Origin of the sequence: Truepera radiovictrix DSM 17093 (assembly GCF_000092425.1) — a bacterium.
GTDB classification, from domain to species: Bacteria; Deinococcota; Deinococci; order Deinococcales; family Trueperaceae; genus Truepera; species Truepera radiovictrix.
The window spans coordinates 2,301,876-2,326,674 of the sequence record NC_014221.1 but is presented as its reverse complement, the minus strand read 5'-3'; the positions used below and the strand labels follow the sequence as shown (position 1 = coordinate 2,326,674).

Annotated in this window: 22 protein-coding genes, 1 pseudogene and 1 riboswitch; of the genes and pseudogenes, 9 read left to right on the top strand and 14 right to left on the bottom strand. The window is 66.6% G+C overall.

The genetic code is table 11. The features are described 5' to 3' along the window. Positions 1-157: 157 nt before the first annotated feature. On the top strand, positions 158-1,588 hold the full coding sequence (locus tag TRAD_RS10660) for a sigma 54-interacting transcriptional regulator (protein WP_013178623.1): 1,431 nt from the start codon (positions 158-160) through the stop codon (positions 1,586-1,588). A gap of 93 nt (positions 1,589-1,681) precedes the next feature. After that, the gene (locus TRAD_RS10655) at positions 1,682-2,935 is read left to right on the top strand and encodes a vWA domain-containing protein (RefSeq protein ID WP_013178622.1); all 1,254 of its coding nucleotides are present in this window, start codon (positions 1,682-1,684) and stop codon (positions 2,933-2,935) included. Between the two features lie 154 nt (positions 2,936-3,089). Here the strand turns inward: TRAD_RS10655 and TRAD_RS10650 are convergent, their stop codons facing one another. Continuing rightward, entirely contained in the window at positions 3,090-4,109 is a 1,020-nt protein-coding gene (locus tag TRAD_RS10650) for a hypothetical protein (RefSeq protein WP_013178621.1), read from the bottom strand. A 202-nt stretch (positions 4,110-4,311) separates the two neighbouring features. Next, a riboswitch (cyclic di-GMP riboswitch) is annotated at positions 4,312-4,398 on the top strand. Between the two features lie 144 nt (positions 4,399-4,542). Between TRAD_RS10650 and TRAD_RS16090 the strand changes: the two genes are divergently transcribed. Continuing rightward, positions 4,543-7,092, top strand: coding sequence for a hypothetical protein (locus TRAD_RS16090; RefSeq protein WP_013178620.1), 2,550 nt, complete (start codon positions 4,543-4,545; stop codon positions 7,090-7,092). 253 nt (positions 7,093-7,345) lie between these two features. Beyond that, positions 7,346-7,675 carry an L-rhamnose mutarotase gene (locus TRAD_RS10640; RefSeq protein WP_013178619.1) on the top strand — a complete coding sequence of 110 codons (330 nt, stop codon included), beginning with the start codon at positions 7,346-7,348 and terminating at the stop codon, positions 7,673-7,675. 309 nt (positions 7,676-7,984) lie between these two features. On the opposite strand, the gene TRAD_RS10635 is transcribed toward TRAD_RS10640, so the two are convergent. Genes TRAD_RS10635 through TRAD_RS10620 form a run of 4 tightly spaced genes read right to left on the bottom strand, consistent with a single transcriptional unit; the run spans position 7,985 to position 11,662 of the window. Continuing rightward, a complete protein-coding gene (locus TRAD_RS10635; RefSeq protein WP_013178617.1) occupies positions 7,985-8,419 on the bottom strand; it encodes a hypothetical protein in 435 nt (144 codons plus the stop codon). Next, positions 8,416-9,294 (bottom strand): deoxyribonuclease IV, encoded by an 879-nt coding sequence (locus tag TRAD_RS10630; protein ID WP_013178616.1) that lies wholly within the window; start codon positions 9,292-9,294, stop codon positions 8,416-8,418. Before TRAD_RS10630 ends, TRAD_RS10635 begins: the two co-directional genes overlap by 4 nt. Before the next feature lie 43 nt (positions 9,295-9,337). Further along, positions 9,338-10,399 (bottom strand): NADH:flavin oxidoreductase/NADH oxidase, encoded by a 1,062-nt coding sequence (locus tag TRAD_RS10625; protein WP_013178615.1) that lies wholly within the window; start codon positions 10,397-10,399, stop codon positions 9,338-9,340. Between the two features lie 36 nt (positions 10,400-10,435). Next, positions 10,436-11,662, bottom strand: coding sequence for a cytochrome P450 (locus TRAD_RS10620; protein WP_013178614.1), 1,227 nt, complete (start codon positions 11,660-11,662; stop codon positions 10,436-10,438). Positions 11,663-11,856: 194 nt separating this feature from the next. Here TRAD_RS10620 and TRAD_RS10615 point away from each other — a divergent pair, with 194 nt between their 5' ends. Next, positions 11,857-12,321: a hypothetical protein gene (locus TRAD_RS10615; RefSeq protein WP_148221229.1), complete on the top strand. Its 465-nt coding sequence runs from the start codon at positions 11,857-11,859 to the stop codon at positions 12,319-12,321. A gap of 171 nt (positions 12,322-12,492) precedes the next feature. Continuing rightward, complete coding sequence (locus TRAD_RS10610) at positions 12,493-14,067, top strand: acyl-CoA carboxylase subunit beta (RefSeq protein ID WP_013178612.1); 1,575 nt, start codon at positions 12,493-12,495, stop codon at positions 14,065-14,067. A 254-nt stretch (positions 14,068-14,321) separates the two neighbouring features. On the opposite strand, the gene TRAD_RS10605 is transcribed toward TRAD_RS10610, so the two are convergent. The 6 genes from TRAD_RS10605 to TRAD_RS10580 form a co-directional block, all read right to left on the bottom strand. Further along, entirely contained in the window at positions 14,322-14,642 is a 321-nt protein-coding gene (locus TRAD_RS10605) for a CopG family antitoxin (RefSeq protein WP_013178611.1), read from the bottom strand. 91 nt (positions 14,643-14,733) lie between these two features. Beyond that, positions 14,734-15,015, bottom strand: a complete 282-nt coding sequence (locus TRAD_RS10600; RefSeq protein WP_013178610.1) for a BrnT family toxin — start codon at positions 15,013-15,015, stop codon at positions 14,734-14,736. Between the two features lie 96 nt (positions 15,016-15,111). Beyond that, positions 15,112-15,879 (bottom strand): sulfite exporter TauE/SafE family protein, encoded by a 768-nt coding sequence (locus TRAD_RS10595; RefSeq protein WP_425358649.1) that lies wholly within the window; start codon positions 15,877-15,879, stop codon positions 15,112-15,114. Between the two features lie 29 nt (positions 15,880-15,908). Beyond that, positions 15,909-16,400 carry a GNAT family N-acetyltransferase gene (locus TRAD_RS15340; RefSeq protein WP_221401599.1) on the bottom strand — a complete coding sequence of 164 codons (492 nt, stop codon included), beginning with the start codon at positions 16,398-16,400 and terminating at the stop codon, positions 15,909-15,911. A 27-nt stretch (positions 16,401-16,427) separates the two neighbouring features. Next, positions 16,428-16,994 carry a peptidylprolyl isomerase gene (locus TRAD_RS10585; RefSeq protein ID WP_013178607.1) on the bottom strand — a complete coding sequence of 189 codons (567 nt, stop codon included), beginning with the start codon at positions 16,992-16,994 and terminating at the stop codon, positions 16,428-16,430. A 95-nt stretch (positions 16,995-17,089) separates the two neighbouring features. Beyond that, positions 17,090-17,926: a peptidylprolyl isomerase gene (locus TRAD_RS10580; protein ID WP_013178606.1), complete on the bottom strand. Its 837-nt coding sequence runs from the start codon at positions 17,924-17,926 to the stop codon at positions 17,090-17,092. A 249-nt stretch (positions 17,927-18,175) separates the two neighbouring features. On the opposite strand from TRAD_RS10580, the gene TRAD_RS10575 reads away from it, so the two are divergent. Both TRAD_RS10575 and TRAD_RS10570 read left to right on the top strand, forming a co-directional pair. Further along, positions 18,176-19,330, top strand: a complete 1,155-nt coding sequence (locus tag TRAD_RS10575; protein ID WP_013178605.1) for a lipocalin-like domain-containing protein — start codon at positions 18,176-18,178, stop codon at positions 19,328-19,330. A 60-nt stretch (positions 19,331-19,390) separates the two neighbouring features. Further along, complete coding sequence (locus TRAD_RS10570; RefSeq protein WP_041947253.1) at positions 19,391-20,491, top strand: type IV pilus twitching motility protein PilT; 1,101 nt, start codon at positions 19,391-19,393, stop codon at positions 20,489-20,491. On the opposite strand, the gene TRAD_RS10565 is transcribed toward TRAD_RS10570, so the two are convergent. Continuing rightward, positions 20,488-21,672 carry an aminotransferase class I/II-fold pyridoxal phosphate-dependent enzyme gene (locus TRAD_RS10565; protein ID WP_013178603.1) on the bottom strand — a complete coding sequence of 395 codons (1,185 nt, stop codon included), beginning with the start codon at positions 21,670-21,672 and terminating at the stop codon, positions 20,488-20,490. The two genes, TRAD_RS10570 and TRAD_RS10565, sit on opposite strands and share 4 nt — an antisense overlap. A 188-nt stretch (positions 21,673-21,860) precedes the next feature. Here TRAD_RS10565 and TRAD_RS10560 point away from each other — a divergent pair. Then, positions 21,861-22,052: pseudogene (locus TRAD_RS10560) on the top strand (cold-shock protein); the annotation flags it as partial. Positions 22,053-22,262: 210 nt separating this feature from the next. Here the strand turns inward: TRAD_RS10560 and TRAD_RS10555 are convergent. Both TRAD_RS10555 and TRAD_RS10550 read right to left on the bottom strand, forming a co-directional pair. Next, positions 22,263-23,057, bottom strand: a complete 795-nt coding sequence (locus tag TRAD_RS10555) for a GNAT family N-acetyltransferase (RefSeq protein WP_185095161.1) — start codon at positions 23,055-23,057, stop codon at positions 22,263-22,265. A 15-nt stretch (positions 23,058-23,072) separates the two neighbouring features. Further along, positions 23,073-24,605: an O-antigen ligase family protein gene (locus tag TRAD_RS10550; RefSeq protein ID WP_013178600.1), complete on the bottom strand. Its 1,533-nt coding sequence runs from the start codon at positions 24,603-24,605 to the stop codon at positions 23,073-23,075. Positions 24,606-24,799: the final 194 nt, after the last annotated feature.

Sequence of the window (24,799 nt, the reverse complement as noted above, 5' to 3'; positions counted from 1 at the left end):
ACGGCGCTGGCTCTTTCCTGCGTGCTCTCGTTCGCCTCGTCCGCTCCCCCAAAAACCTCGGCCAGGGCGGCTGATGCCCCCTTCTCGCACGATACGTCGTGGGTGACCAAAACGTTTTCGATAGGGCCTTTGTACCCTTGCTCACGTTGGGAGACCTATGAAAGAGACGACCTTAGGCGCACTGCGCGGTACCCCCTGGGCCGCTAAAGCCGGGCGCAGCGTCAAGCAGGAGCTGCGCGACAACCTCATCTGCCGTCTGCGCGAAAAGCGCCCCATCTTCCCGGGGATCGTCGGCTACGAGAGCACCGTCGTGCCGCAGGTGGTCAACGCGATCTTAAGCCGCCACAACTTTATCCTGCTGGGGCTGCGCGGTCAGGCAAAGACGCGCATCTTGCGCCAACTCACCGACCTGCTCGATCCCGAGATCCCGGTGCTGCGCGACAGTGAGCTCAACGACGACCCCCTGGCGCCGATTAGCGCCGAGGGGCGGCGCATCGTCGCCGAACAGGGTGATGACGCGGCCGTGGCGTGGCTTCCGGCCGAGGCGCGCTACATCGAAAAGCTCGCGACCCCCGACGTTACGGTCGCCGACATCATCGGCGACGTCGACCCGATCAAGGCGGCAAAGCTCGGCACGCAGCTCGGCGACGAGCGCAGCGTCCACTACGGCCTCCTGCCGCGCGCCAACCGCGGCATCTTCGCCATGAACGAGCTTCCCGACCTCGCGGGCAAGGTGCAAGTGGCGCTCTTTAACATCATGCAAGAGGGTGACGTGCAGATTAAGGGTTACCCCATCCGCCTGCCTTTAGACGTCATGTTGGTGTTTTCGGCCAACCCCGAAGACTACACCGCCCGCGGCAAGATCATCACGCCCCTAAAAGACCGTATCGGTTCGGAGATCCGCACCCATTACCCGGCAACCGTCGAGGAGGGGATGGCGATCACCGCGCAAGAAGCGTGGACCGACCGGGATCAAACGGTTCGCGTGCCCGCTTTCGTCGCCGAGATCGCCGAGGAGGTGGCCTTCGTCGCCCGCGACGACGCGCGCGTCGACAAGCACTCGGGGGTGTCGCAGCGGCTGCCGATCAGCCTCTTGGAAAACGTCCTCAGCAACGCCGAGCGCCGCGCCTACACCTTGGGCGAAGCGCCCATCGCGCGTGTGACCGACCTCTACGGGGCGTTGTCGGCGGTGACCGGCAAGTTGGAGCTCGAGTACGAGGGCGAGCTCAAAGGGGGCGAGGCGGTCGCCCGCGACATCGTGCGGCGCGCGGTCGCGCAGGTTTTCGGGCGCCGCGCGAGCGGCGTCGCAACGGAGCCGATCACCACCTACTTCGACGAGGACAACGCCCTCAAGGTGCCCGACACGTTGCGCACGGAGCAGCTTATCGACCTCTTCGCGCGGGTGCCGGGGCTTCTAGACGCGGCGCGCCAGCTCGCTGAGAGCAGGCAGCCCCAAGACGTCGCGGTCGCCGCCGAGTTCGTCCTCGAGGGGCTCTACGCCCGCAAACAGGTCGCTCGGAGCGAGGAGCGCGGCTACAGCGCCGCAGAACCAGACATGACCCAGGTCTCGAGGAGACGGTGGAATTAGGCAGAAGCCAGAAGTCGGCAGTCAGAAGTCGGCAGGGTTTCCCCTCTGGCTTCTAGCTACTGACCACTGAACCCTGTCCTCCAAAGGAGGCACATGCCCACGACCCGCTACAGCAAGTACGAGGCGACCCTAGACGACCTCGACATGGCGGACCTGATGAAGATGATTCAGGACCGGCTTTTGGAGTCGGGTTTCCGGCGTAACCCCTGGGACCCCGACCCCAACTACCAGCAGACGCTCCAAGACCTCTACGACGCCATCGCCGAGGCGCTCATCAACCACGAGCTCGTCTCCGAGGAGATGATCGAGGCGGCGATGAACGCCGAAAACTGGATGGACTCGAAGTTCGGTGAGGTGGTGCGCGAGCTCGCGCAGCGGCTCGAGCGCGAAGGCTACCTCAAACCGACCGGTGGCGACGAGCAGAGCGACCCCACCCAACCGGGACTCGGGGGGCAGGGGCCCGACCGCGACCCCGGCCAAGTCACGTTCGAGCTGACAAACAAAGCCATCGACTTTCTCGGCTACCGCACCCTGCGCGACGTCTTGGGCGGCGCCGGCAAATCCTCGGTCGGCGCCCACGAGACGAAGTTTCAGACGACCGGCGTCGAAACGACCGCCGAATCCAAACCCTACGAATTCGGTGACACCCTCAACCTAGACGTCGCCACGACCTTTCAAAACGCCGCTAAGCACGGCCTCAGGGAAGACGGCACCTTTGAGCTCGAGTATGGCGACTTGCAGGTGCTGCAGGCCGAGTACTACTCGTCGGCGGCGACAGTGGTGCTCCTAGACTGCTCGCACTCGATGATCCTCTACGGCGAGGACCGGTTTACCCCCGCTAAACAGGTCGCGTTGGCCCTAGCGCACCTGATTCAGACGCAGTACCGCGGCGACACCATTCAGTTCGCGCTCTTTCACAACTCCGCCGAGGAGATCCCCCTAGCGCGGCTGGCGCAGGCGCAGGTAGGGCCTTATCACACGAACACCGCCGAGGGGCTGCGCTTGGCGCAAAAGCTGCTTAAGCGCCAGAACAAGGACATGAAGCAGATCGTGATGATCACCGACGGCAAACCCTCGGCGATCACCCTGCCGAACGGACGGGTTTACAAAAACGCTTACGGGCTTGATCCGATGGTCTTAGGCGAAACCCTGCGCGAGGTCGGCAACTGCCGCCGCGCCGGGATTCAGATCAACACCTTTATGCTGGCGCGCGACCCCGAACTCATCGCGTTCGTGCAGCGCGTCTCGGCGATGACGCGGGGCAAAGCGTACTTCACGACGCCGCACACGATCGGTCGCTACGTCCTGATGGACTTCCAGTCGCGGCGAACGAAGACGGTCAACTGAAGACCGTTCCGAAAGTAACTGCTTTTAATCGATAGCAGTATAGCTCGATCATTGGCCAGGTAGCTTTTGGTCAAGCTTTGTCAACTGAGAACTAAGGGGTTTAAAGACTCCCAAGAGATATTGCGGCTTGACGAAAGAGTACCGATGTAGAGACTTAGCCGTAAACGGACAGTGTCCATGTAGATAGACCCCCAGGTCTGTGCCTAGGGAGCGGTTGCGCAGCGTGCGGCGCCGAGAGCCAGAGGTCGGGTGCGGGCAGTGGGTCACCCGTCCTATACGCCCCGAGCGCAAACAGCTCGAGGAGCCCCATGAGCTGCCGCTCTTGAGTCGCGGGTACCCGCTCGCGCCACCCGTCGATCTGCCGCTCTAAGCCGGAGCCAGGGCGTTTGCGACTGCGCCCTAGCTGCTTTAGGAGCCGAGCCGTATCGGGCAGGGCGAGGCAATCAGCGAGGTAGAGCGCCGAGCGTTCGGGTTCTAAAAGGAGCTGCTCGTAGCTGAGAACGTTCCAGTGGGGGGAGCGGGACCCCAGAGCGCGCAGGTTGTAAAGACACCAAGCGAGCACGCCGCGCTCGAGGTCCGACCCGCACGCTACGATACGTGCCCCTTCGCGCCGCTGCGCCTCGCTAAGGTAGCGGTGCTGACGCTGTAAGAGCATCTCAAGGTGTGGGGAGAGCCGTTGCGTAAGGCTCGCGGCGATGGGGTGGCGCACCAACAGGAGGCTCCGTCCCCCCAAGCGTTCGTTCGCGTGCACCATCAACCAGCTCACGACGCTCTCGCTGCGACGAACGATGCGGAGCACCGTGCGGTGGGTTGTGCGGCGGAAAAAGGGGCGGCGGGGGGCAGGTCCCCCCTGTGGCATGGTGCTCTGGCAGAGGTTGCGGAAGTAGCGCTCGAGTGACCCTGTCGTGTCGCCACCAAACGTCTCGGTCGTGGTCGCACCCAGAGCGGTGTGCAAAGACGCGTTGGCGTGACAGAAGGGGTCGTCGACACACCGAAACCCCGGCTGACGCTCGATCAGCTTCGTGAGCCAGCTCGAGCCGCTGCCGGGAGTTGCGAGGAGAAAAACGTCGGGCTGCCCGCTAGGCCGGTGGCTCGCGCGGGCTCCGCGAAAGCGTGAGCGCGCGGCGCGTTGCACCGGAAGCGGGTGCGAGGTGGCGGCGAAGCTTCCTTCCATGGCTCAGGTTAGCGGCAGCGTTTGCGCTCAGCTTGCGGTGACGTGGCGGTGTGGTTGACGGTCTCGGAGCCACCCGTTGACAAAACGCGCAGGAGGGCTCCGCGAGGTTTAACGTTAAGTCTCGCACATCCGCAAAAATTAAAAACTTTTCACACTCCCTTCATCTGGCGCGGGCTAAGCTTCTCTCCGTTGAGGGGTTACCCCGCCCCTCGGAGGCTTTGACACCCGTTTCCTGTATATGGGCGCTTGGGAGCGGGTCGAGCCAGTAGCGCAACCGGCCGAGGGGAGCTGCCGCGCTCCACCTCAAATGTGCTGCAACGCCGAGCAGATGGACCAAACCGGTCGCCGTGTACCCGGTTTGGATCCGTGAGCTTCCCCAGGCTCCGGAGCTCTAGCTGCGACGCGACACCAAATCCACGGGGTGGAGGAGAAGATGAACGCATCCGTCCGCAGGAGTCCTCTGTTCTTGGCGCTGCTCGGGTTGCTCCTACTCAGCGCGTGCAGCCGCGGTATCGACGACGCCTTACCTGCTTTCGAGCCCCTTTCAGCCCCGACGACCGTACGTATCCCCATTGTGGCTGCGTCTGACGATGCCGAAGAGGTTACGGGTGGCCGGATGGAGCTCGATGGCGGCCTGCTCGACTTTTCGGCCAAGCAAGGGGTGCCGCAGATCGTCGGGTTGCGGTTTCAAAACCTCGCGATCCCAAGAGGCGCTAGGATCACCTCGGCACACCTCGAGGTGCGTGCGGGGCTCGCGCACTCGAGCCCCGTGACGTTACAGGTGCGCGCCCAAGCCGCCGACAACGCGCCCACATTCACGAGCGCGCGCCACAATATCAGCTCGCGGCCGACGACCGCGGCGGTCGCGACGTGGCGTCCGGTGGCGTGGACCCAAGGCCGCTGGGGGCGCAGCTCCGAGCTCAAGGACGTCATTCAAGAGGTCGTCAGCCGCAGCGGTTGGCGCAGCGGCAACGCGCTCGCGCTGATCGTAACCGGCGACGGGCGCGGGGAGCGTGCAGCGATCGCCTTCGGCGGAAACCCTGCGAACGTTCCTGTGCTCGTCGTGAGTTTTGAACCCGCGCAGGCTTCGGCTCCTGTAACGTCACCGGCTACCCCCACCCCCCAGACAGGTGGCTCGGTGAGGCTGCCGCTCGCGAGCCCCGAGGACGACATCGAGGAGACGGCGACTGGTACCATCCGCACGGGGGCGAGCACCCGCTCGCTCGACTTTTCTGTCGAAGGCGGGGTGGCGCAGAGCGTCGGTCTGCGCTTTACCAACGTCACCGTACCCCGCGGCGCGCGCATTACGGGTGCTCACATCGACTTCAAAGCTTCCGCGGCGGACAGCGGTAGCCTGACCCTGACGGTCCGTGGCATCAGCGCCGACAACACCCCGAGGTTTACGACGGCGAACCGCAACCTGAGCCAAAGACCCACGACGACGGCTGCGGCCCTGTGGCGTCCGCGTCCTTGGGAGGTCGGCCAGGCGGTGCGTACAGCCGACCTCTCGGCGATCGTGCAGGAGATCGTCAACCGACCCAATTGGCGAAGTGGCAACGCCATGGCGTTCGTGATCTCCGGCGATGGTCGGACGAAGCGCTCGGCGGTTTCGCGAGACGTGAGCGCCACTGACGGGCCGAGGCTCACGATCACTTACGAGATGGCTGCCGCGCCAGCGCCCACGCCTCCGCCGCCAGCCCCAGCGCCTTCGCCCGACCCCACCCCAGCTCCTGCACCGACCCCGCCGGCGCCGCAACCTACGCCCGAACCCACCCCTCCAGCGCCGCAACCCGAACCGGCTCCAGCACCCGGCAGCAAGCGCCCGCGCGGTTCTTACACCACGCTCCGCGCCAACCCGAACTTCAGCCGCAACCAACTCGCCGCGGAGGTGCGACTCTGGTACGACCGCTTGATGAGTGCCATTGAGCATCCCAAGTACCACACCCACTCCGCATTAGCTGGTAGTGACCCCTCTAGGTGGGCCTCGAGCGGCGACCTCTTCTTAATTGGCCGCTCGCTGAATACTCACGTCACCACTCTGATCACCGTCTTCCGCATCACGCGCGACCCTCAGCTCCTCGACGAGATCGACCGCCTCATGCAGCTGACCCGCGCCGATCTGCGGGACTATAACGGCGATGGGTACCTGAACTGGCGCTATTTAACACTTACCGAACCTAGTGGTGCCCCTTTCATCGGCGACGACTACCACGAGATGGACGAGATCCTCACGCACTCGCTCGTGGCGGCTGCTGCCTACGTCTTTCAGCAGAATGCCGCTGATCCCCGTTACGCCGAGCGAGCGGCCTTTTGGACCGACTACCTGCAAAACCATTTCGAGGCGAAGTGGCGCCAGCGGAAAAACCGGCCCACGGGCTTTCCCTTTATCACCAAAGAGCTCACCCACGCCTACTCACAGTGGATCCGCTACCACTACTACATGAACAAGCTGACGGGCGATGGCAGGTACCTCAGCGAAGCGCGGCGCATGGCGAACAACGTCGCCAACCACATGATCGAGGTCGACAGCCCCGCCGGCCCCGCGTTCATCTGGGATCACCGCATCAGCGACGTGAGGCGCTACAGCAACATGGGGTGCCAGATGTTCGTTTACCTGCGCCACACCATGCAGGCGTTCCAGGACCTGGCGCTCGAAGAATTTAGCGTCTTCGCCGATCACGGTTTTATGAGCAAGGTCTCGAACGGTTTTACGAGCTTCGTCATGGACGACGACGTCAACTCCTACGCCCCGACGATCTGTGGCAGTAGCGACCGGGGCGGGTTGCAGGCGCGAGCGACGACGCGGGGGACGCGGTCGCAGTTCGCCGGTTGGCCTTACTACGTAACCGGGCCTTGGGACGGTACGGGTAAGCTACTAGACGCTACTATAAGGACGTACGCCCTTACAGAGGCACACCATATGAATGCGCCTCGCAAGACCGTACTGCCGGCTGCCATGGTCTTGATGCTGGCTACGCAGTAAGAACGCACCTGTAGACGCCAAAGGGCCGCCGAGGCGGCCCTGTAAACTTGCTAGGACCCTCGCTGCCAAAGGTACGTTGGCCGCTCCCAGCACGCGTGAGGAGGCGCACTGTGCCCTCGTCACAGCGCTCACGACGCAAAACCACGTAGACTACACCTGCGGTTGACCTTGGCCGGTTGCGCCGCAAAAGCCCCGCGGGTGGGGACCCGTGGGGCGTTTTTACGCTGTGGCGGGGGTTGCGGTATGCTCACCCATGCCGAACAAGCGCGTAGGGTTTGTGCTGAAAGTAAAGTCTGAACTCCTCGAGCAGTACAAGGCGCGACACCAAAACGTCTGGCCAGAGATGCGCGCGGCGCTAAGAGAAGCCGGTTGGCACAACTACACCCTCTTTATGCGGGCCGATGGGTTGCTGTTCGGTTACTTCGAGACGCCAGAATCGCTCGAGGCAGCACGAGCGAAGATGGCGGCGACCGAGGTGAACGCGCGGTGGCAGGCGCAGATGGCGCCCTTTTTCGAGCTGCCCGAGGGGGCGCGCCCCGACGAGATGATGCTCGAGCTCGAAGAGGTGTTTCACCTCGACTAGCACCCTCTCGCCGCCGGAGCCGACGGTTCGACGCGTTATACTGGCGTTGGCGGACGCGCTCCGTCGCCGCTGCGCGTCGCGACACAACGACCTACTACGCTGTAAGGGGCTGTTATGGAAAACTTCTTTACACTGATTATGATCACGCTCGCCGTCGTCGGTTTTGGCGCCGTGACGCTGATCCCCTTTGTCGTTCCCGACCACGACGACGAGGAAGAGGTCTAGAGCGCGGCTGGTAGTGCCCTCAGCCTAGTTCAGCCTAATCCCCCTAGCGCGCCGTCAAAGGTGATGGCGCGCTAGGGGTAGTGTCTAGTCTAGGTCGGGGGGCACGGGGTCGGGCACGATCCGCCAACCTGTAGCGGTGACCGCGACCCGACCCCGGTCGCCGGGGCGAGCGTTGGGTGGGCCGTTGTGGCACGACACGTCGTAGAGGCGGCCGGTGCGGCTCGAGACCCACTCCTGGCGCTCCGGGGTGATCCGTTTGCAGACGACGGTCGTACCGGTGACGAGAGGGCTGGACCGACCTTCGGGGGCCAACCTCGTGAGGCGCCGCTCGCCCACCTGTACCCTGGGTGTATGCCGAGGCAGCGCACGCCGCTTCGGTTGCAACAACCAGAGCGCTGCGGCGAAGACGACGATAAGGGCGACGAACGCAGCCGCGTTCTCCGCCAAGCGCGTCGCGGCGGCGCCGAGAGCGAGGGCTAGAAGGAACGGTCCTAGCGACGCGGTGCGGCGCGCGTTCACGGGGTGAGTTCCGCCATGGGCACTGCGTCCCGGTTCACGAGGGCGCGCAGGCGCGCGAGGTCGCGGGCGTGCCCTAGTTTGTCCTCACCGCGCGGGGTCTCGAGCAGCATCGGCGTGGCTGTAAAGCGCGCGTCCCTCAAAAGCCTGACGAACACCTCCGTGCCCATCTTTCCCGCCCCGATGTTGGCGTGCCGGTCGCGCCGAGAGCCGAGGGCGCACTGCGCGTCGTTGAGGTGAAAGCAGCCGAGCCGCTCCAAACCGACCTGCACGTCTACCTCCTCGAGCCACGCCGCGAGCCCCGCCACCTCGTGGATGGGGTAACCGGCGGCGAACGCGTGGCAGGTGTCGAGGCAGACGCCTATGCGCGCGCGGTGGTCGCAGCGCGCGAGGATCGCGCCCAGCTCCTGCGGCGTGCGGCCGAGGACGGTGCCCTGACCGGCGGTGTTCTCGAGCCACACGGCCGCGTCCCCCGGCGTTTGGGCGAGCACCGCGTCGAGCGAGCGCGCGACGGCGTCAAGGCCCTTTTGGGTACCCGCCCCGCCGTGCGCGCCGGGGTGCAACACGAGCCCACGGACGCCGAGCGCGTCGCAGCGCCGCAGTTCGTCCGCGAGCGCAGCTCGCGATTTGGCGAGCGTCTCGGGGTTCGTGGCCGCGAGGTTGACCAGGTACGACGCGTGAGCGACGGCGCTTCGGCTCCCGTGCTCGCGGTGCGCCGCCCGAAACCGCGCGACGTCGGCCTCTGTGAGCGCCGCAGCCGCCCAACGGTTGGGATTTTTGACGAAGAGCTGAAACGCCTCGCAGCCGATGGCGGCGGCGTTGGTGGGGGCGTTGGCTAATCCCCCTGCGGTGGGGACGTGGGCGCCTAGAAGGCCCATGGTGCACGACCCGCCGCGGTGTAACGTAAGGACAAGTGAGCCATTAGAAGGCGGCGCGTTCGTACTGCGGCGGCCAGAAGGGGGCGGCACCGAGCGCGGCGGCGGCGCGGTGCGGCCAGAAGGGGTCGCGCAGCAGCTCGCGCCCCAACAGCACGAGGTCGGCCTCGCCGCAGCGGACGATCGCCTCGGCGTGCTCGGGCTCGGTGATCATCCCGACGGCGCCGGTCGCGACCCCGGCCTCGCGGCGCACCCGCGCGGCCAAGGGCACCTGGTAGCCCGGCCCTACGGGGATCGTCACGCCAGGCACCGCGCCCCCCGACGAGCAGTCGATGAGATCGACGCCGCGCTCTTTGAGAAGCCGCGCGAGCGCCACGGAGTCCTCGACCTGCCAACCGTCCGCGACCCAGTCGGTCGCCGAGAGACGTACGAATAGGGGCAGCTCCTCGGGCAGGCGCGCGCGCACTGCCTCCGTGACTTCGAGCAGTAGCCGCACGCGGTTTTCGAAGGGGCCGCCGTAGCGGTCCGTGCGCGTGTTGGTCAGGGGCGACAGGAAAGAATGCAGCAAGTAGCCGTGCGCGGCGTGGAGCTCGATCACCTGAAAGCCGGCCGCTACGGCCCGCGTCGCCGCGTCGGCAAAGGCTTGAATGATCCCCGGCAGCTCCCCCTCGTCGAGCGCTTTGGGCGCCGAAAGCCCGGGAAACGCCGCTTCGCTCGGGCCGACGCTCCGCCAGCCGCCCGCCGCCGGGGGCACCGTGCCGCGCTCTGCTGCCCAAGGTCGGTAGGTGCTGGCCTTGCGCCCCGCGTGGGCGAGCTGGACGCCGGGTACGGCGCCCTGGTCCCGCAAAAAGCGGTTGATGCGCGCTAAAGGCGCGATGTGCGCGTCTTTCCAAAGCCCCAAGTCCTCGGGGGAGATGCGGCCGCGCGCCTCGACCGCCGTCGCTTCGGTCAAGACGAGCCCCGCACCGCCGAGCGCGCGGGCGCTGAGGTGCGCGAAGTGCCAGTCGTTGGCCCTTCCGTCCTCGGCCGAGTACTGGCACATCGGCGAGACGGCGATGCGGTTGCGCAAAGTGACGCCGCGTAGCGTCAGTGGAGAGAAGAGCGCCATACCCCCTTCTACCCCGAATGCGCCCAGAAGCGTGTTTCAGGTGGTGCCTCCCGAGCCGCCAGCGCTGGCAAGCTCGAGCGTCACGTCGCGCAGCTCATAGCTGCCGAGTTGGTCACTCCAGGTCAGGCGCGGCGGGCGCTGCAGGATGACGGGCAAGCGTAAAAGCTGCTGCAAAAAGAGGTCGCTCTCCTTGATCGCGAGGTAGGCCCCTGGGCAGCGGTGCGCGCCGTCGCCGAAACTCAGCGCAAAGGGGTGGACGCCGCGCGCGAGGGGGCGCTGCGGGCACAGCGCGAGCGGCTCGGCGCCGACCGCCTCGGGGTCGGCGTTGGCGGCGCGGAGGTCGAGGACCAAAAGCGCGCCCGCCGGAACGGTGTAGGTCTCGCCGCCGTGCCTGAGCCTCACCTCGGCGACCGTCCGGCGGTAGAGGTGCGAGGCGACCGGTTCGAGCCGTAAGATCTCGTGCAGGATGCGGTGGCGCTCCGGCTCCTGCGCTGCGAGGTAGTCGCGCCGCAGCGCCTGGTCCTCGAGCAGGTGCCAAGCGGCCATGCCGACAAACTCACGCGTGGTGACCATACCGGCAAAGGCGTACGTCATGCACTCGGTGAGGATGTCGACGTCTCGGTAACCTTGAGCGAGGAGGTGGCTGATCACGTCCTCGCGTGGCTTTTTGCGGCGCGCGGCGATAGCCGGCCGTACGTCGAGGAGGTAAAAGCGCAGCGCGTTCAGTTGGCTGTGTAGCGCGGCGAGGCGGCGGCCGAGCCGCGTGCGGGGGTGTGCTTGCGACATCAAGGCGGCGATGCGGCGGTCGGTGCCGGGTCTGCGGGCGTTCGTGAGCCCCACGACCTGGGCCGCGACCTCCACAGCGAGCTGCATGCTCATCGCGCTGAGGTCGCCGCGGCCGCTTCGGCGCAGCCCCGCTAGGATCCGTTCGCTGGCCGCTTCGATCAGCGCTCCATACGCTGCGACAGCGCTGGGGGTAAAAAAGCGAGCGATGGCGGCGCGCTGCTCGCGGTGGGGGGCGCCGTCTTGGAAGATGACGGGTTTGCGCTGGCGAGTCTGGAGTGCGGCCTTGGCACCGAGGGCGGCGTCGATCCCTTGACGTACCCGGTCGCCGTCGCGCAGGACCTGTTTGACCGCCGCGTAAGAGCGCAGGTGCCAAGTATCGCCGCGGTGCTCGATGGCGCGCCCCCCATCCTCGCCGCGACCACTTTTGCGGTGCCGGTGGCTGTGAGCGTAAGGGCAGTTCGGGGGGCGTGTGGTCATCGAGGCCTCCTCAGGTTTATGAGTCATAATGTATCATAAAAGTGGCGTTGCAGCCGGCTTGTGGCGCGGGGGGCGGGGGCGCCTCGCCCTTGAACCAGGTCGCGCGCGACCTGGTAGACTCGGCTTCAAGAACGCGGCGACAGCAACCATGACGACCTTCGACCGAGTCCCGACCCCACCCTTTGGAGCGCCCTTTGAAGTCTGAAGTGCGCGTCCGCCGTGCGAGCGCACCCGAGGAGGTGCCAGCGGTGTCCTCCGAGACCTCTTCCGCGTTCGGGCGGCTTTTCGGGACGGGGCTCGGCGCGCGGCTTTTCGCGCTGATCGCGCTTGTCGGCGGCCTTCACGCCCTTTTGATGCTGGGGCTCGAGGTCAACCGCTTCCTCTACACCGAGAGCGAAATCCGTCGGCTGCAGGGGGAGCTCAGCGCGCTGCGTCAAGAAGCCGAGGAGCTGCGGGCCGTGTTGAGGCACCGCCACGACGCCACCTTTCGCGAACAGCTCGCTCGGCAGCAGGGGTTTGTCTACCCCGACGAGCTGCGCGTGGTCACGCGCCCGCAGCCGCGCGCCCAGAGTGACGGTGGCCAGGGTGACGGGGCTCGAGGGGGGGCCGAAAGCGCTGCGACGCCGGACCCCCTACCCAGCGCCGACGAGGCGCGCTAACGCCCCCTGACCGCCGCAGATGGTAGACGTCCGGTGGGGGGCGACGGGCAGCCACGCCGGTGCGCTGATGACGCGGTGGGCTGCGTGACGACGTGTGCGTGCTCTTGACGCTGAGAACACTGTCAAAGTCCCCACCCTTTCTGGGTATGCTTGGGCTCATGAGGACACGACATGGCTAGAGGGGTCGACGACACGCTCGCCTGGATGAACGAGTTGACCGCCGAGATGGAGGAGCGCCGCAAGGCGGTCCACAAGGGGGGCGGTGAGGCGCGGCAGCACAAGCAGCGCGAAGCGGGCAAGATGACCGCCAGAGAGCGCATCCACGCCCTTTTGGACGCGGGCTCTTTCGTCGAGCTCAGCGTCTTCGCCGAACACTTGGGGGCGCAGCTGATGGCCGGCGTCGCCGCCCCCGGCGAAGGGGTGGTGACGGGCTACGGTACGGTGTCGGGGCGCACGGTGTTCGTCTTTAGCCAGGACTTTACCGTTTTGGGCGGTTCGCTGGGCAAGATGCACGCGCAAAAAATCGCTCAGGTGATGGACCTCGCGGTAAAGACGGGGGCGCCGATCGTCGGCCTCAACGACTCGGCGGGGGCGCGCATCCAGGAGGGGGTCGACGCCCTGTCCGGCTACGGCGAGGTCTTCTACCGCAACGCGGTCTACTCGGGGGTGGTGCCGCAGATCAGCGCCATCTTGGGGCCGTGCGCCGGCGGCGCGGTCTACAGCCCCGCCCTGACGGACTTCGTGCTGATGAGCCGGGGCACCTCCTACATGTTTATCACCGGGCCGGAGGTGATCCGCTCGGTCACCAAAGAGAGCGTGAGCTTCGAGGAGCTCGGCGGGGCCGACGTGCACAGCCGCAAGTCGGGGGTGGCGCACTTCGAGGCCGACGACGACATGGGCGTGATCGCTACCATCCGCGAGCTGCTCTCCTACTTACCGCAGTCGGCGAAGGAGAAACCGCCCTTTAAGGGGACCGACGACCCCGAGACGCGCGAGACGCCGGAGCTCTTGTCGATCGTGCACCCCGACCAGCGGCGCCCCTACCCGATGCTCGAGGTGATCCGCGCGGTGGTCGACGACCGCAAGTTTTTGGAGGTGCAACCCGACTTCGCCAAAAACATCCTCTGCGGCTTCGCCCGCCTCGGCGGTCAGGCGGTCGGCATTGTCGCGAACAACCCCCGCCACATGGCCGGTACCCTCAACATCGACGCTTCGGACAAGGCCGCCCGCTTTATCCGCACCTGCGACTGCTACAACCTGCCGGTCGTGACCTTTGTCGACGTCACGGGGTTTTTGCCCGGCGTCGCCCAGGAGCACGCGGGTATCATCCGCCACGGCGCGAAGATGCTCTACGCCTACGCCGAGGCGACGGTCCCCAAAATCACTTTAATCGTCCGCAAAAGCTACGGCGGCGCCTACTTGGCTATGAATTCGCGCGACATGGGCGCTGACATCGTGCTCGCGTGGCCGACGGCGGCGGTCGCGGTGATGGGGGCGGAGGGGGCGGCGAACATCATCTACCGCCGTGAGATCCAGAGTTCGCCGCACCCGGAGGCGACGCGCGCGGCCAAGATCGCCGAGTACAAGGCCCGCTTCGACAACCCCTACTGGGCAGCTGGGCGCGGCTACATCGACGACGTGATCGACCCCAAAGACACGCGCCGCCACCTCATCCGGCACCTGCGGATGCTCGCCCACAAGGAGGAGAAGCGGCCCTTTAAAAAGCACGGCAACATCCCGCTGTAACAACATCCCGCTGTAACGGCGCGCTTGGAGGCCCCGTCGGCGCGGGGTGTGGTTGACGTGGTTTACAAGGACGCTGCACGCGTTGCTGGCAGCGACACTCAAAAGGGGTTTGCACAACGGCTCGTGTGAGGGCGTGGGGGCGCCCACGGCGCTTTGCATCTCCGGAAGGCGTGCGCGCAACCCGTCCAGGGTGGCGGTTGCGGACCAAACCAGAGGCCACTTGTACATCCAGGACGGCCAGTGGAAACCGGCTGCTAGAGCACGCCCTCGCGCTTCTCCTCCTCGTAGAGCCGCTCAGTTAAAAACGTCTTGAGGAGCGTCTGGTAGCCCATCTGTTTGCGCGCGGCCAGCGCCTTGAGGCGTTTTAAGGTGTTCACCTCGAGCCTCAAGTTGATGCTCTGGCTCGCTGTCGGGGTGCGTTTGGGCGGCCCTTCCGGTTCACGCACCGCGGCTTTTGCAAGGTAGGCTTCCGTGACCTCGTGGCTGTCCCAAAAGGCGCGCGCCTCCTCCTCGGTCATGACCTCTGGGACCTGTTTGGGGTCGGTTAGGGGGATCTTGCTACGTTTGCGGCTCATCGTCCTCTCCTGCTGGCGCTACCGTGGGCGCCTCGCTCAGCAACCTTCTAGGGGCGCTCGCTACCGCTTGATCGGCTACCGCTTTGATCGGTTACCGCTTCGTCCGCCGCCGGTAGGAGCGCTTTTCGCGCGGGCTCGCGTCGCGGGCCGTCACCGGACGCCAGCGGCCCCCGCCGCGCCGCGCGAGGATAACCACCAGCACGCGACCGCTCGTCGTCTTGCCGATGAGTCCGAGGTGACCGCTATGCGCGGAGAAGGGGACGCGGCAGGGGTCGGTGCTGGCCGCCTCGACCTCGTCGTCTGAGACCCCGTGCCGAGCGATGTGCTCGAGGTTGTGCTCGTCCCACTCGAAGGTCGCGTGCGCCCAAGTCATAGTGTAGACAAATGCCTTAATAAACGTCTATACCTTAAATATTAAGGTATCCGAAGGTCCAAGAGGTGCGCTGCCCCTGCCGTCACCGAGCGCCCCTTAAGCGGTCCCCAGAGCGGTCTGCACGAGGCGCGCGAGCATGTCCCAGTCGAGGTCGAAGACGAGCGTCTTAACGGCCAGGGCGACCACGACGACCAAAAAAACCTGCCGCACGACGTTGTTGTCGAACTTGAGGGCGAGCTTGCCGCCTATGGCGGCGCCGACGAACATGGTGACGCTCAGCGCGACTCCCAGGGGCCAATCGATCAGCTCGGCCCACACGTAGACGCCGGTAGCCACGAGCGACGAGAAAAAGTTGATGATCTTGGTCGTGGCGATCGCCTGTAAAAAGGTCATCCCGAAAAGGGCCACGAACGTCGTGGTCAGCATGGTGACGTAACCGCCGCTAAAGAAGCCGCCGTAGACGCCCAGCAAAAAGGTCAGGAGGTAGCCGGCGAACGCGGCGCCGAATCCTACCTTCTGGCGCGGCGTCACCCCAGCGCGGCGGTTGAGGACCACAAAGGTCGCCACGCCCAGCATGAAAAAGGCGATAAGGAAGCTCATCGCCTCGGCGGGGATGAGCGTGACGAGGTACGCGCCGATCGCCGACGAAAGGAGGGTCAGCAGAACGAACAGCGGGAGGCGCCGCCGGTCGAAGACCCCTTTGCCGACAAACGGCAACGCCCCACCGACGCTCATAAAGGTGAGCGCCAGCATGTTCGTCGCGACCGCGACCCCCGGATGGATGCCAAACTGCAGCATCACGGGGATGGTGATCAGCGAGTTGGCCCCCGTCATGACGCCGATCACGCTAGTGACGAAGAAGATAACGATGAGAACGGCGAATTCAAAGGGGCTCAGCGGGCGCTCCTTACCGCAGCGGGGGCGCGCTGCACGGTGGCGAGGTCGATGCGGTAACGGCACTTTTCCCGCTCGCCGCGCCGGTAGAGGTCGGTCCCGGGGGGCACCTCGACGATCTCGACCAACGTCGCCCCCGCGAGCTCGCAGGTGCGCCTCGAGGCGAGGTTGTCGGGGTTACAGGTGATCCACAAGGGGTCCAACCCGTGCGCTTTGGCGAGCGGCAGCAGCAGACGGCAGGCGCGGGCCGCGTAGCGGTGGCCGCGGTAGGCGCGTTCGACGCCGTAACCGATGTGCCCGGCGTAGAGGACGATATAGGGATCGTTCGAAAGGCGCAGGTCGATGTCACCCATGCGCACCCCGGTCTCGCGCTGACGCATCGAAAACGCGTAGGCGGGGGCGAGCCCGAGCGAACGGGAGCCGCGGTAGGTGCGCTCTAAAACGAGCTCGAGGTCGCCGTCCTCGAGCGGCCCTGGGTCATAAAAGGTCACGCGAGACCTCATCCCCCCACCGCCGGTTTAGAGGCTCTCTAAAATGTAGACGCGCTCGAGGGTGTCCGGCTGGACGCGCGCGCCGCGGCTCGGGTCGACGCGCTGCAGCGCGTCGAGCACCGCCTCGCCCTCTAGGACGCGGCCGAAAACGGTGTGTTTGCCGTCGAGCCAAGGGGTGGCGGTAAAGGTGATGAAAAACTGCGACCCGTTGGTGTCGGGGCCAGCGTTGGCCATCGACAGCACCCCCTTGCCGTCGTGGCGGCGGCCGTTGTCGGTTTCGTCGCCGAAGGTGTACCCGGGGCCGCCGCGCCCCGTCCCGGTGGGGTCGCCCGTCTGGGCCATAAAGTCCTCCAAGACGCGGTGAAAGACCACCCCGTCGTAGAAGCGGTGCCGCGCCAAAAAGACGAAGTTGTTGACCGTGCGCGGGGCGTCGTCCTGGAAAAGGTCGACGACGATGCGGCCTTTGCTGGTCTCGAGGACGGCGCGGTAGTCTTTGCCGGGCGCCAGCACCTCGTCGGCGCGCCGAAACGAGGTCGTGCGCGCTTCACTTAAGGGTTCGGCGACGCGGTAACCGTCCGCGGTGTACTGTTCCATGGTGCCTCCAGTCGGCTTGGGCGGAGCTACAACGCCCTTGCAAAGCCTGTCTCGCTGCGGGCTGCACGAACGCGTCGCGCAGCGGTCTCGCGGGGCTACTCCCGCGGACGCTCGATGATGATAAGCGACTCGATCACGTCGGGTTCGGGGAAAAAGCCGACGAGCGTCTCGCCGCCGCCGCCCTGGCCGACGACGCCGCTAAAGCCGTCGACCTCGAAGCGCTCGCCGCGCGCCGGCAGGCCCCCTAGCTGCCCCGCGAGGTACGCTTCGACGGTCGTGTCAGCGTCGCCGGCGAGCGTCACGCCCTGCTGCGAGAGCTCAGCGAGCGAAGCCGCGGGCGCCACGATGGCGCTCGGTTGGCTCGGGTCGATGCGCTGCAGCGCGTCGAGAACCTCGAAGCCTTCGGTCACCTCGCCGAAGATCGCGTGCGCCCCGTCGAGCCAGGGGGTCTCGGTAAAGGTGATAAAAAACTGCGACCCGTTGGTGTCGGGCCCGGCGTTGGCCATCGACAACAGGCCGGGGCGGTCGTGCTGCAACCCTTCGGCGAACTCGTCGTCAAAGGTGTACCCGGGGCCACCGGTCCCCGTCCCGGTGGGGTCGCCCGTCTGGGCCATAAAGTCCTCCAGCACGCGGTGAAAGACCACCCCGTCGTAGAAGCGGTGCCGCGCCAAAAAGACGAAGTTGTTGACCGTGCGCGGGGCGAGGTCTTCGTAGAGGTCGAGGATCAGGGTGCCTTGGCTGGTGACCATCACCGCGCCGTAGTCGGTGTTGGGGGCTAGCACCTCGTCGGCGCCGCTAAATTCGCGCACGGGCTCTTCGGAGAGCAGCGGGGTCGGGGTGTAGCCCTCGGGGAGATTGACCTCGGGCGCAGCGGCGAGGGCGGCGGGCCAAGCGGCGAGCGAGAGGATAAGAAGACGAAACGGTCTTGCCATAGGTCATCTTACCGCGCTCCATGAGAGCGAACCTGGCGAAGGGGTCGGCGCTGCGGGCACGCGCGCCCGCGACCGCTCGAGGGAGCCTGGGGGGGTCTAGCGCAGCGCGCGTGGGGGGGGTTTGACCACGAGCCACGCACTACGGGCCACGAACCCGTACGGGAACCGCAGCGGTCGCTCCCGGGTCGTGGCGCCACAACTGAGAGCTAACGCCCCGACCCCCTAGCGCGCGAAGCTCTAAGCTGAAGCATGCGCCCCCTCGCAGCCCCCTCGCTGCCCGCCCTGCTGGCGGTGTTCGCCCTAAGCGCCTGTGCGCCGAGCGTTTACGACGCGCCATATCCGGTCCGCCCCGTCGAGCTGCCCCGCGACGACGCGGCCCACGACGCCCCCATCGAGTGGTGGTACTACACGGGGCACCTGGAGACCGAAACGGGGGAGCCGTACGGCTTCGAGCTCACCTTTTTCAAGGCGTTCGTCCCTCCCGAGATCAAACTCTTCGGCGTCTACCCGCTCTACCACACGCTCGAGCGCGGCCACGTGGCGCACTTCGCGGTGACCGACAAGACCGGCCGCCGCTTCGTTATGGGCGAGCGGGCCGACTTTTGGGGCTACGGTGCGGGCGCCTCTCGCGACGAGCTCGAGGTCTTCGTCGCCAACTGGCGTGCGGAGCGCGCCCCGGACGGGGTGAGCCACCGCATCCGGGCCGCCGAGGGGGGGTTTGCGCTCGACCTCACGCTCACCCCCACCAAACCGGCTGCGCTGCACGGCGACCCGCCCGGCATCCAGAGCATGGGCCCCGGCGGTACGAGCTACTACGTGTCGTACACGCGCATGGCGGCGACGGGGACCTTGGGGCGCGGTTGTGGCCCCTTGGGGCTAGGGTGCGAGACGCTTCGCGTCACCGGCGAGGCGTGGCACGACCACCAGTGGGGCGACTTCGACCTGTCGAGCTACGCGGGGTGGGACTGGTTTAGCGTGCAGTTTACGGATGACACCGAGCTGATGCTCTACCTCATCCGCGAACCGAGCGGGGCGTACACGGCTCGAGCGGGGAGCTTTGTCACGGCTTCCAGCGAGACCCTGGGCCTCGGCGCGGAGGACTTTTCGGTAACGCCGACGGGCGCGACCTGGACGAGCCCGGAGACGGGCGCGGTCTACCCGATGGGGTGGCGCGTCGCGGTTCCCGCGCACGGCCTAGAGCTGACGGTGACGCCCGTTTTCCCCGAGCAGGAGATGAATACGCGCGCTTCGACCGGCGTCGTCTACTGGGAGGGGGCGGTGGCGGTGACGGGCTCCAAGGCGGGCGTCGGCTACGTCGAGCTGACCAACTACGACCGCTACCCCTACGGCCAAACGGACGAGACGACGCCGTTGCAACCGCTGAGGGGTCCTTTCGGCGGCTGAACCCGGGGGCGATGAGACCTTTTACGCGCCGCTAAGTAGGCGGCGTTTTTACACTTGGGCGTGACCTTTAACGACATGCTCACGTCTTTTGTGCAGCGCGGCGCTTCGGACATTCACCTGCACGCCGGTCTGTTGCCGATGGTGCGCCTTAGCGGCCGCTTGACCCCGGTAGGGGAGACCAAGCTGACCCCGGCGGTGACCGCGACGCTCGTAGACATCATGTGCGACGCGCGGCAGAAGGCGCGGTTTTTAGAGCACCATCAGGTCGACCTCGCCTACAGCATCCCCGGCGTCGCCCGCTTTCGCGTCAACCTCTTTCGCCAGCGCGGTTCGGTGAGCGCCGTGCTGCGCGTGATCAACTCCGACGAGTCGCAGCTCAAGGTGGTCAACCTGGCCCCCGAGCTGCTGCGCTACTTCCGCGATCAGGAAAAGGGCCTCATTTTGGTCACCGGGCCGACCGGTTCGGGCAAATCGACGACGCTGACGCGCATCATCGACGAGATCAACAGCGTCCACAACAAGATGATCATCACCGTCGAGGACCCCATCGAGTACCTGCACCGCCCCAAACGCTCGGTGATCGTCCAGCGCGAGATCGGCGTCGACGCCCTCTCCTTTAGCGAGGCCCTGGTGGCCGCCATGCGCCAAGACCCCGAGGTCATCATGATCGGCGAAATCCGCGACTACGCGACCGCTTCGGCCGCCATCAGCGCGGCGCAGACCGGGCACCTGGTGCTGAGCACCCTGCACACGCTCGACACCGTGCGCACCGTTAACCGCGTGCTCGAGCTCTTCCCCCCCTACGAACGCGCCTCGGCGCGCATCCTGTTCGCCGACGCGCTCGTCGGCATCGTTTCGCAGCGGCTTTTGCCACGCGTCGGCGGGGGGCGGGTCGCCGCCTTGGAGGTCATGAAAGGCACCTTGCGTATCAAAGACCTGTTGCGCGACGAGAGCCGCTACGGCGAGCTCTACGACGCGCTTAAGGATTCCAAGTTAGACGGCATGCAGCTCTTTGACGACGCGCTTGCCGACCTCTACGCCGCTGGCGCCATCGCTTTCGACACCGGTCTGCACGCGGCGACCAGCGCGCAGGCGTTCAAGCTAGCGGCGACCCAGATCGACCTGCAACGGAGCGAGGGCCGCGAGGGGGTCTTCGGTTAGGGCGTCGGCAGCGTCTTTTGCAGCACGTCCGTGATGCGCGCGAACGCCGCGTCGTCTAGGGAGCTGCCCGAAGGCAAGCAGAGGCCGAGGTCGAAGAGCCTCTCGGAGAGCCCGTCGCCGTAGTAGAGGTAGCGCTCAAAGACCGGTTGCAGGTGCAAGGGTTTCCAGAGGGGGCGGGCTTCGATGTTGTGGCGCTCCAAAGCGAGCCGCACGTCCTCGCGGGTGACGCCGCCCGTTCGCTCCGGGTCGAAGAGGGCGCAGGTGAGCCAGCGGTTACTCACCATCCCTGCGGGTTCCTCCAGCAGGGTGACGCCGGGATAGGGGGCGAAAAACGCGCGGTAGCGCTCGTAGTTGGCCCGCCGCGCGGCGACGCGCGCGTCTAGCACCTCCATCTGACCGCGTCCGATGCCGGCACAGACGTTGCTGAGGCGGTAGTTGTAGCCGACTTTGGAGTGCTGGTAGTGCGGGGCGGGGTCGCGCGCTTGGGTGGCGAGAAAGCGCGCCTCGCGGATCCACGCTTCGGAGTCCGAGAGCAGCGCGCCCCCCCCCGAGGTGGTGATGATCTTGTTGCCGTTAAACGACAGCACCCCCATCGCCCCGAAGGTGCCGAGCGCGCGGCCCTCGTAGGTGGAGCCGAGCGCTTCGGCGGCGTCTTCGATGACCGGCACCCCGTAGCGTTCGCAGAGCGCCATGATCTCGCGCATCTTGGCGGGCATCCCGTAGAGGTGCACCAAGATGACGGCCTTGGGCGCCCGACCCTGCGCCGCGCGCTCCGCGAGCGCCCTTTCGAGGTGCTCCGGGCTCATGTTCCAGGTGTCCGCTTCGGACTCGATAAAGACGGGGGTGGCGCCCTGATAGAGGATCGGGTTGGCCGAGGCGGAGAAGGTAAAGCTCGAGCAGAGCACCTCGTCACCCGGCCCGACGCCCAGGAGGATCAGCGCGAGGTGCAGCGCGGCGGTGCCGGAACTCAGCGCGGCGGCGTGCGCGGCGCCCGTGTAGGCTTCGAGGTCGCGTTCGAAGCCGTCGACGTTGGGGCCTAAGGGGGCGACCCAGTTGCTGTCGAAGGCTTCGGCGACGAAGCGGCGCTCGGCGCCCCCCAAGTGCGGCGGCGAAAGGTAGATGCGCTCGGGTTTGGGGGGGCTATGCGGCGCGTCGGCTACGGGGGTGGCGGAGTGTGACACGCCTCTTTCTACCACGGTGCCGTGGCGCTCGCTGTGTCCAACGCGCGCCGCGCCAGATTGCTTTTTCGGGGGCTTAGGGCTATAGTTAGGGCTGCACGCGGCACACAACTTCGGGCAGCCCGAGGGTCGCCAGAGGCGCTGCGGCAGCAAAGTTCATGCGCGCTTTTGGCGCGCAGATGAGGGTTGGCATGGCAACAGGCAGAGTAAAGTGGTTTAGCAACGAAAAAGGGTTTGGGTTCATCGAGCAAGATGGCGGGGGCGCCGATGTGTTCTGCCACTTTTCCGCGATCAACGCGAGCGGCTACCGCAGCCTCAACGAGGGCGACGAAGTCGAGTTTGAAGTCGAACAGGGCCAAAAGGGGTTGCAAGCCAAAAACGTCGAGGTGATCAACGCCGCGCCCGCCGCGCCGCGCCCTCAGCGTTCGCCGCGTCAGCGCTTTTAAACGTCGCTTACAACGTACCCAGCTTCTACAGGACCCAGCTTCGGCTGGGTTTTTTCGCGGGTATCATCTGGCTAGAGGCGCTCTTACGTTGACAAGAGGTCGCGCGCGCTTGACGTGTCCGGTGGGAGCGCGGCTCGTCGCCACCCGCTACGCGTCGGGCGCGTGGGCGGCTGCTTCGAGGAGATACCCACCGCGGAAAAAGCGCGTCGCGCGCAAGCCGCGCGCCAAAAGGGGTTGCATCACCTCGCGCAGCGCGAGGCGCCAGGTGAGCGTTAAAGGGTCGCCGCCGCGCAGGTCGACGCGCGCGGGGACCTCCAGGCGCACCGCTTGCGCGTCGGCGGGGACGCGGTGGACGAGGGGGCGCCCCTCGGGATCAAGCTCGAGCCCCGTTGCGACCGCTGTGGGCGGCGCCGCGCGCGCCTCCCCCGCAGCGAGCGCGGCGACGTGGGGTGCCGTGAGCGGCCACTCGGCGAGCAGCCGGTCGCTCGGTCCGGTGCCGTTGAGGCCGCCCAAGGGGCCGTAAAAGTCGGGGTAGTAGCGCGTGGCGTAGGCGCCCAGGTGCTCGAGGTTGAGCCGCGCGTTGCGCGCTTGCAGCGGGTCGAAGGTCCAGGTGACGTGCGTGACGCCACGCGCGAGGCACCACGCGCGCTGAAACCACTTGAGCTGCCGTCCGATACCGCGCCCGCGTGCCTCGGGGCGCACCGCGAGCAGGTGCGAGTGCTGCCCGACGCGCCACCCGTCCCCGCAGCGGGTGTAGGAGGGGAAGCTAAAGACGAAGCCGAGCAGCTCGTCGCCCTCAAACGCGCCCGCGACGAGGGCGCCCGCGTGAACGGCCGCTTTAAGCTGCGACGCGGCGGTGACCTCGAGCTCATCGCCACCCCACACGGTGCGCTGCACCCGCTCGCAGCGGCGCAAGTCGGCGAGCTCGGTAAGTTCACGCACCGGCCCCATGTGCGTCTACGCGGCGGGGTCGCGCCGCACGACGTTGACTGGTTGCTGCACCACCTCCCGCGCGCGGGGGAGTGCGAAGGCGAGCCCCGCGCTCAGGGCCCACCACGCTAGGTGGCTGTACTGCGCCGACTCGAACCAGGTAAACCCAAAAGCGAGGTAGACGACCGCGATGGCCTCGAGCCCGTACCCCCGCCCCCGCGCCGCGGCGTAGACGAACACCCCGAAGAGCGCGCCGTAGAGCAGCAGCCCGACGAGCCCCACCGAGACGGCCGTATCGAGCACGATGTTGTGCGCCTTGTTGGTGAGCACCCGCCCGAGGTAGAGGTTACCGTCGGTGCCGACGTACTGGAAGAAGTTGTGGTTGTGGCGCCCGATGCTCACGACGCCGATGGCTTGGCCCCGGGCGTCGCGGGCGAGCTGGATCGCCCAGCGCTCGTCGAAGTCGTTGACGTGCGGCCACGCGAGGCCGTAGCCGTTAAAGCCCCACCCGAAAAGCGGCCGCTCACGAATCCCCGCGACCGCCGAGGGCCAGAGGTAGGCGCGCGCCGAGGTAAACGCGTCGAGGTTGGTCAGCGCGAGCCGGAGCGAGGGCAGGTTGCGCGATGGGCCGAGCCCGATAACGCCCAGCGCGAGCACCCCCAAGATGAGGGGGGCGCCTAGAGCGAGCAGCTTGGCGCGTGCGGGGCGCTCGCGCCAGAAACGAACGAACAAGTAGAGCATGCCGACGGCAAAGGCGAGCTGCGGCCCCCGCGACGAGGTGAGGTAGAGCCCGACGAGGAGAAGCGCGTAGAGCGGCCAAGCGACGTGCGCGCGCAACCACCCGCGGAGGTGGCTTAGAGCGCTTAGCACCGCGAGCGCGGCGAGGATAAAGGCGACGTGCCCGCGGTTTGAGGTCAAGCCAATCGGCATCTGCCCCTGGTGGATGCGGCTTTCAAGCCACACCGGCGAGAGCGTTCGACCCATCGTGGCGGTAAAGTCGAGCTGCCAGTTCCAGCTCTGTGCGGCAACCGCCAGCGATGAGATGACGCCCCCGGCGAGGAGCCCGAGGAGCTGCGCTTTAAAGAGCGTCGGGAAGCGCGCGAGCAAAAGGGCGTTGCCGAGGGTAAAGGCGGCCGTCCAGGCCCAATAGACCCAGCCGTCACCCATCTCGACTTGCGGCATCAGGGCGCTCTGAAACGAGACGGGGCTCAGGAGCACCGTGACAAACCCCGAAGCGAGAAACGCGAGCCACAACAGGGCCGCGGCGACCCAGAGCCGCGAGAGGGGCGCCCGTCGCAGCAGGCTCACGGGGCTTGTCGGTCGGCGCCGCCAACGGGTGACGGCAACACCACCGAGCACCGTCCAGGTGAGGAGCGCGAGGGCGATAAGCGTGTAGACCTTCGGGTCGGTCCAGATGCCCCCCCGAGGCGTGCCCCACGGGTTGATCAGCGTGAGCGACAGCGCCAAGAGCACCCCGTAGACGAAGCCGAGATCGGTGAGGTCGAGCTGCCACCACGGGGTGCGCGAGGGCGCGCCCCCACGGGCGCGCTCAGAGGTCATGGGGCGCGCCCCGTGGTGTGGCGGGCGTGGAGGCCGAGCGGGCTACACATGAACGGATTCTAGCACTCGTCCTGCAAGCTCTGGTTAGGCGAGAGGTTACGGAGCGTCGGCGCTAGGACGCTTCATGAGGCCTCTTGCAAGAGCCGGAGACGGGCGTTCGTCCGGCCCCGGCTTTCGCTGAGGGGAGCGTGTAC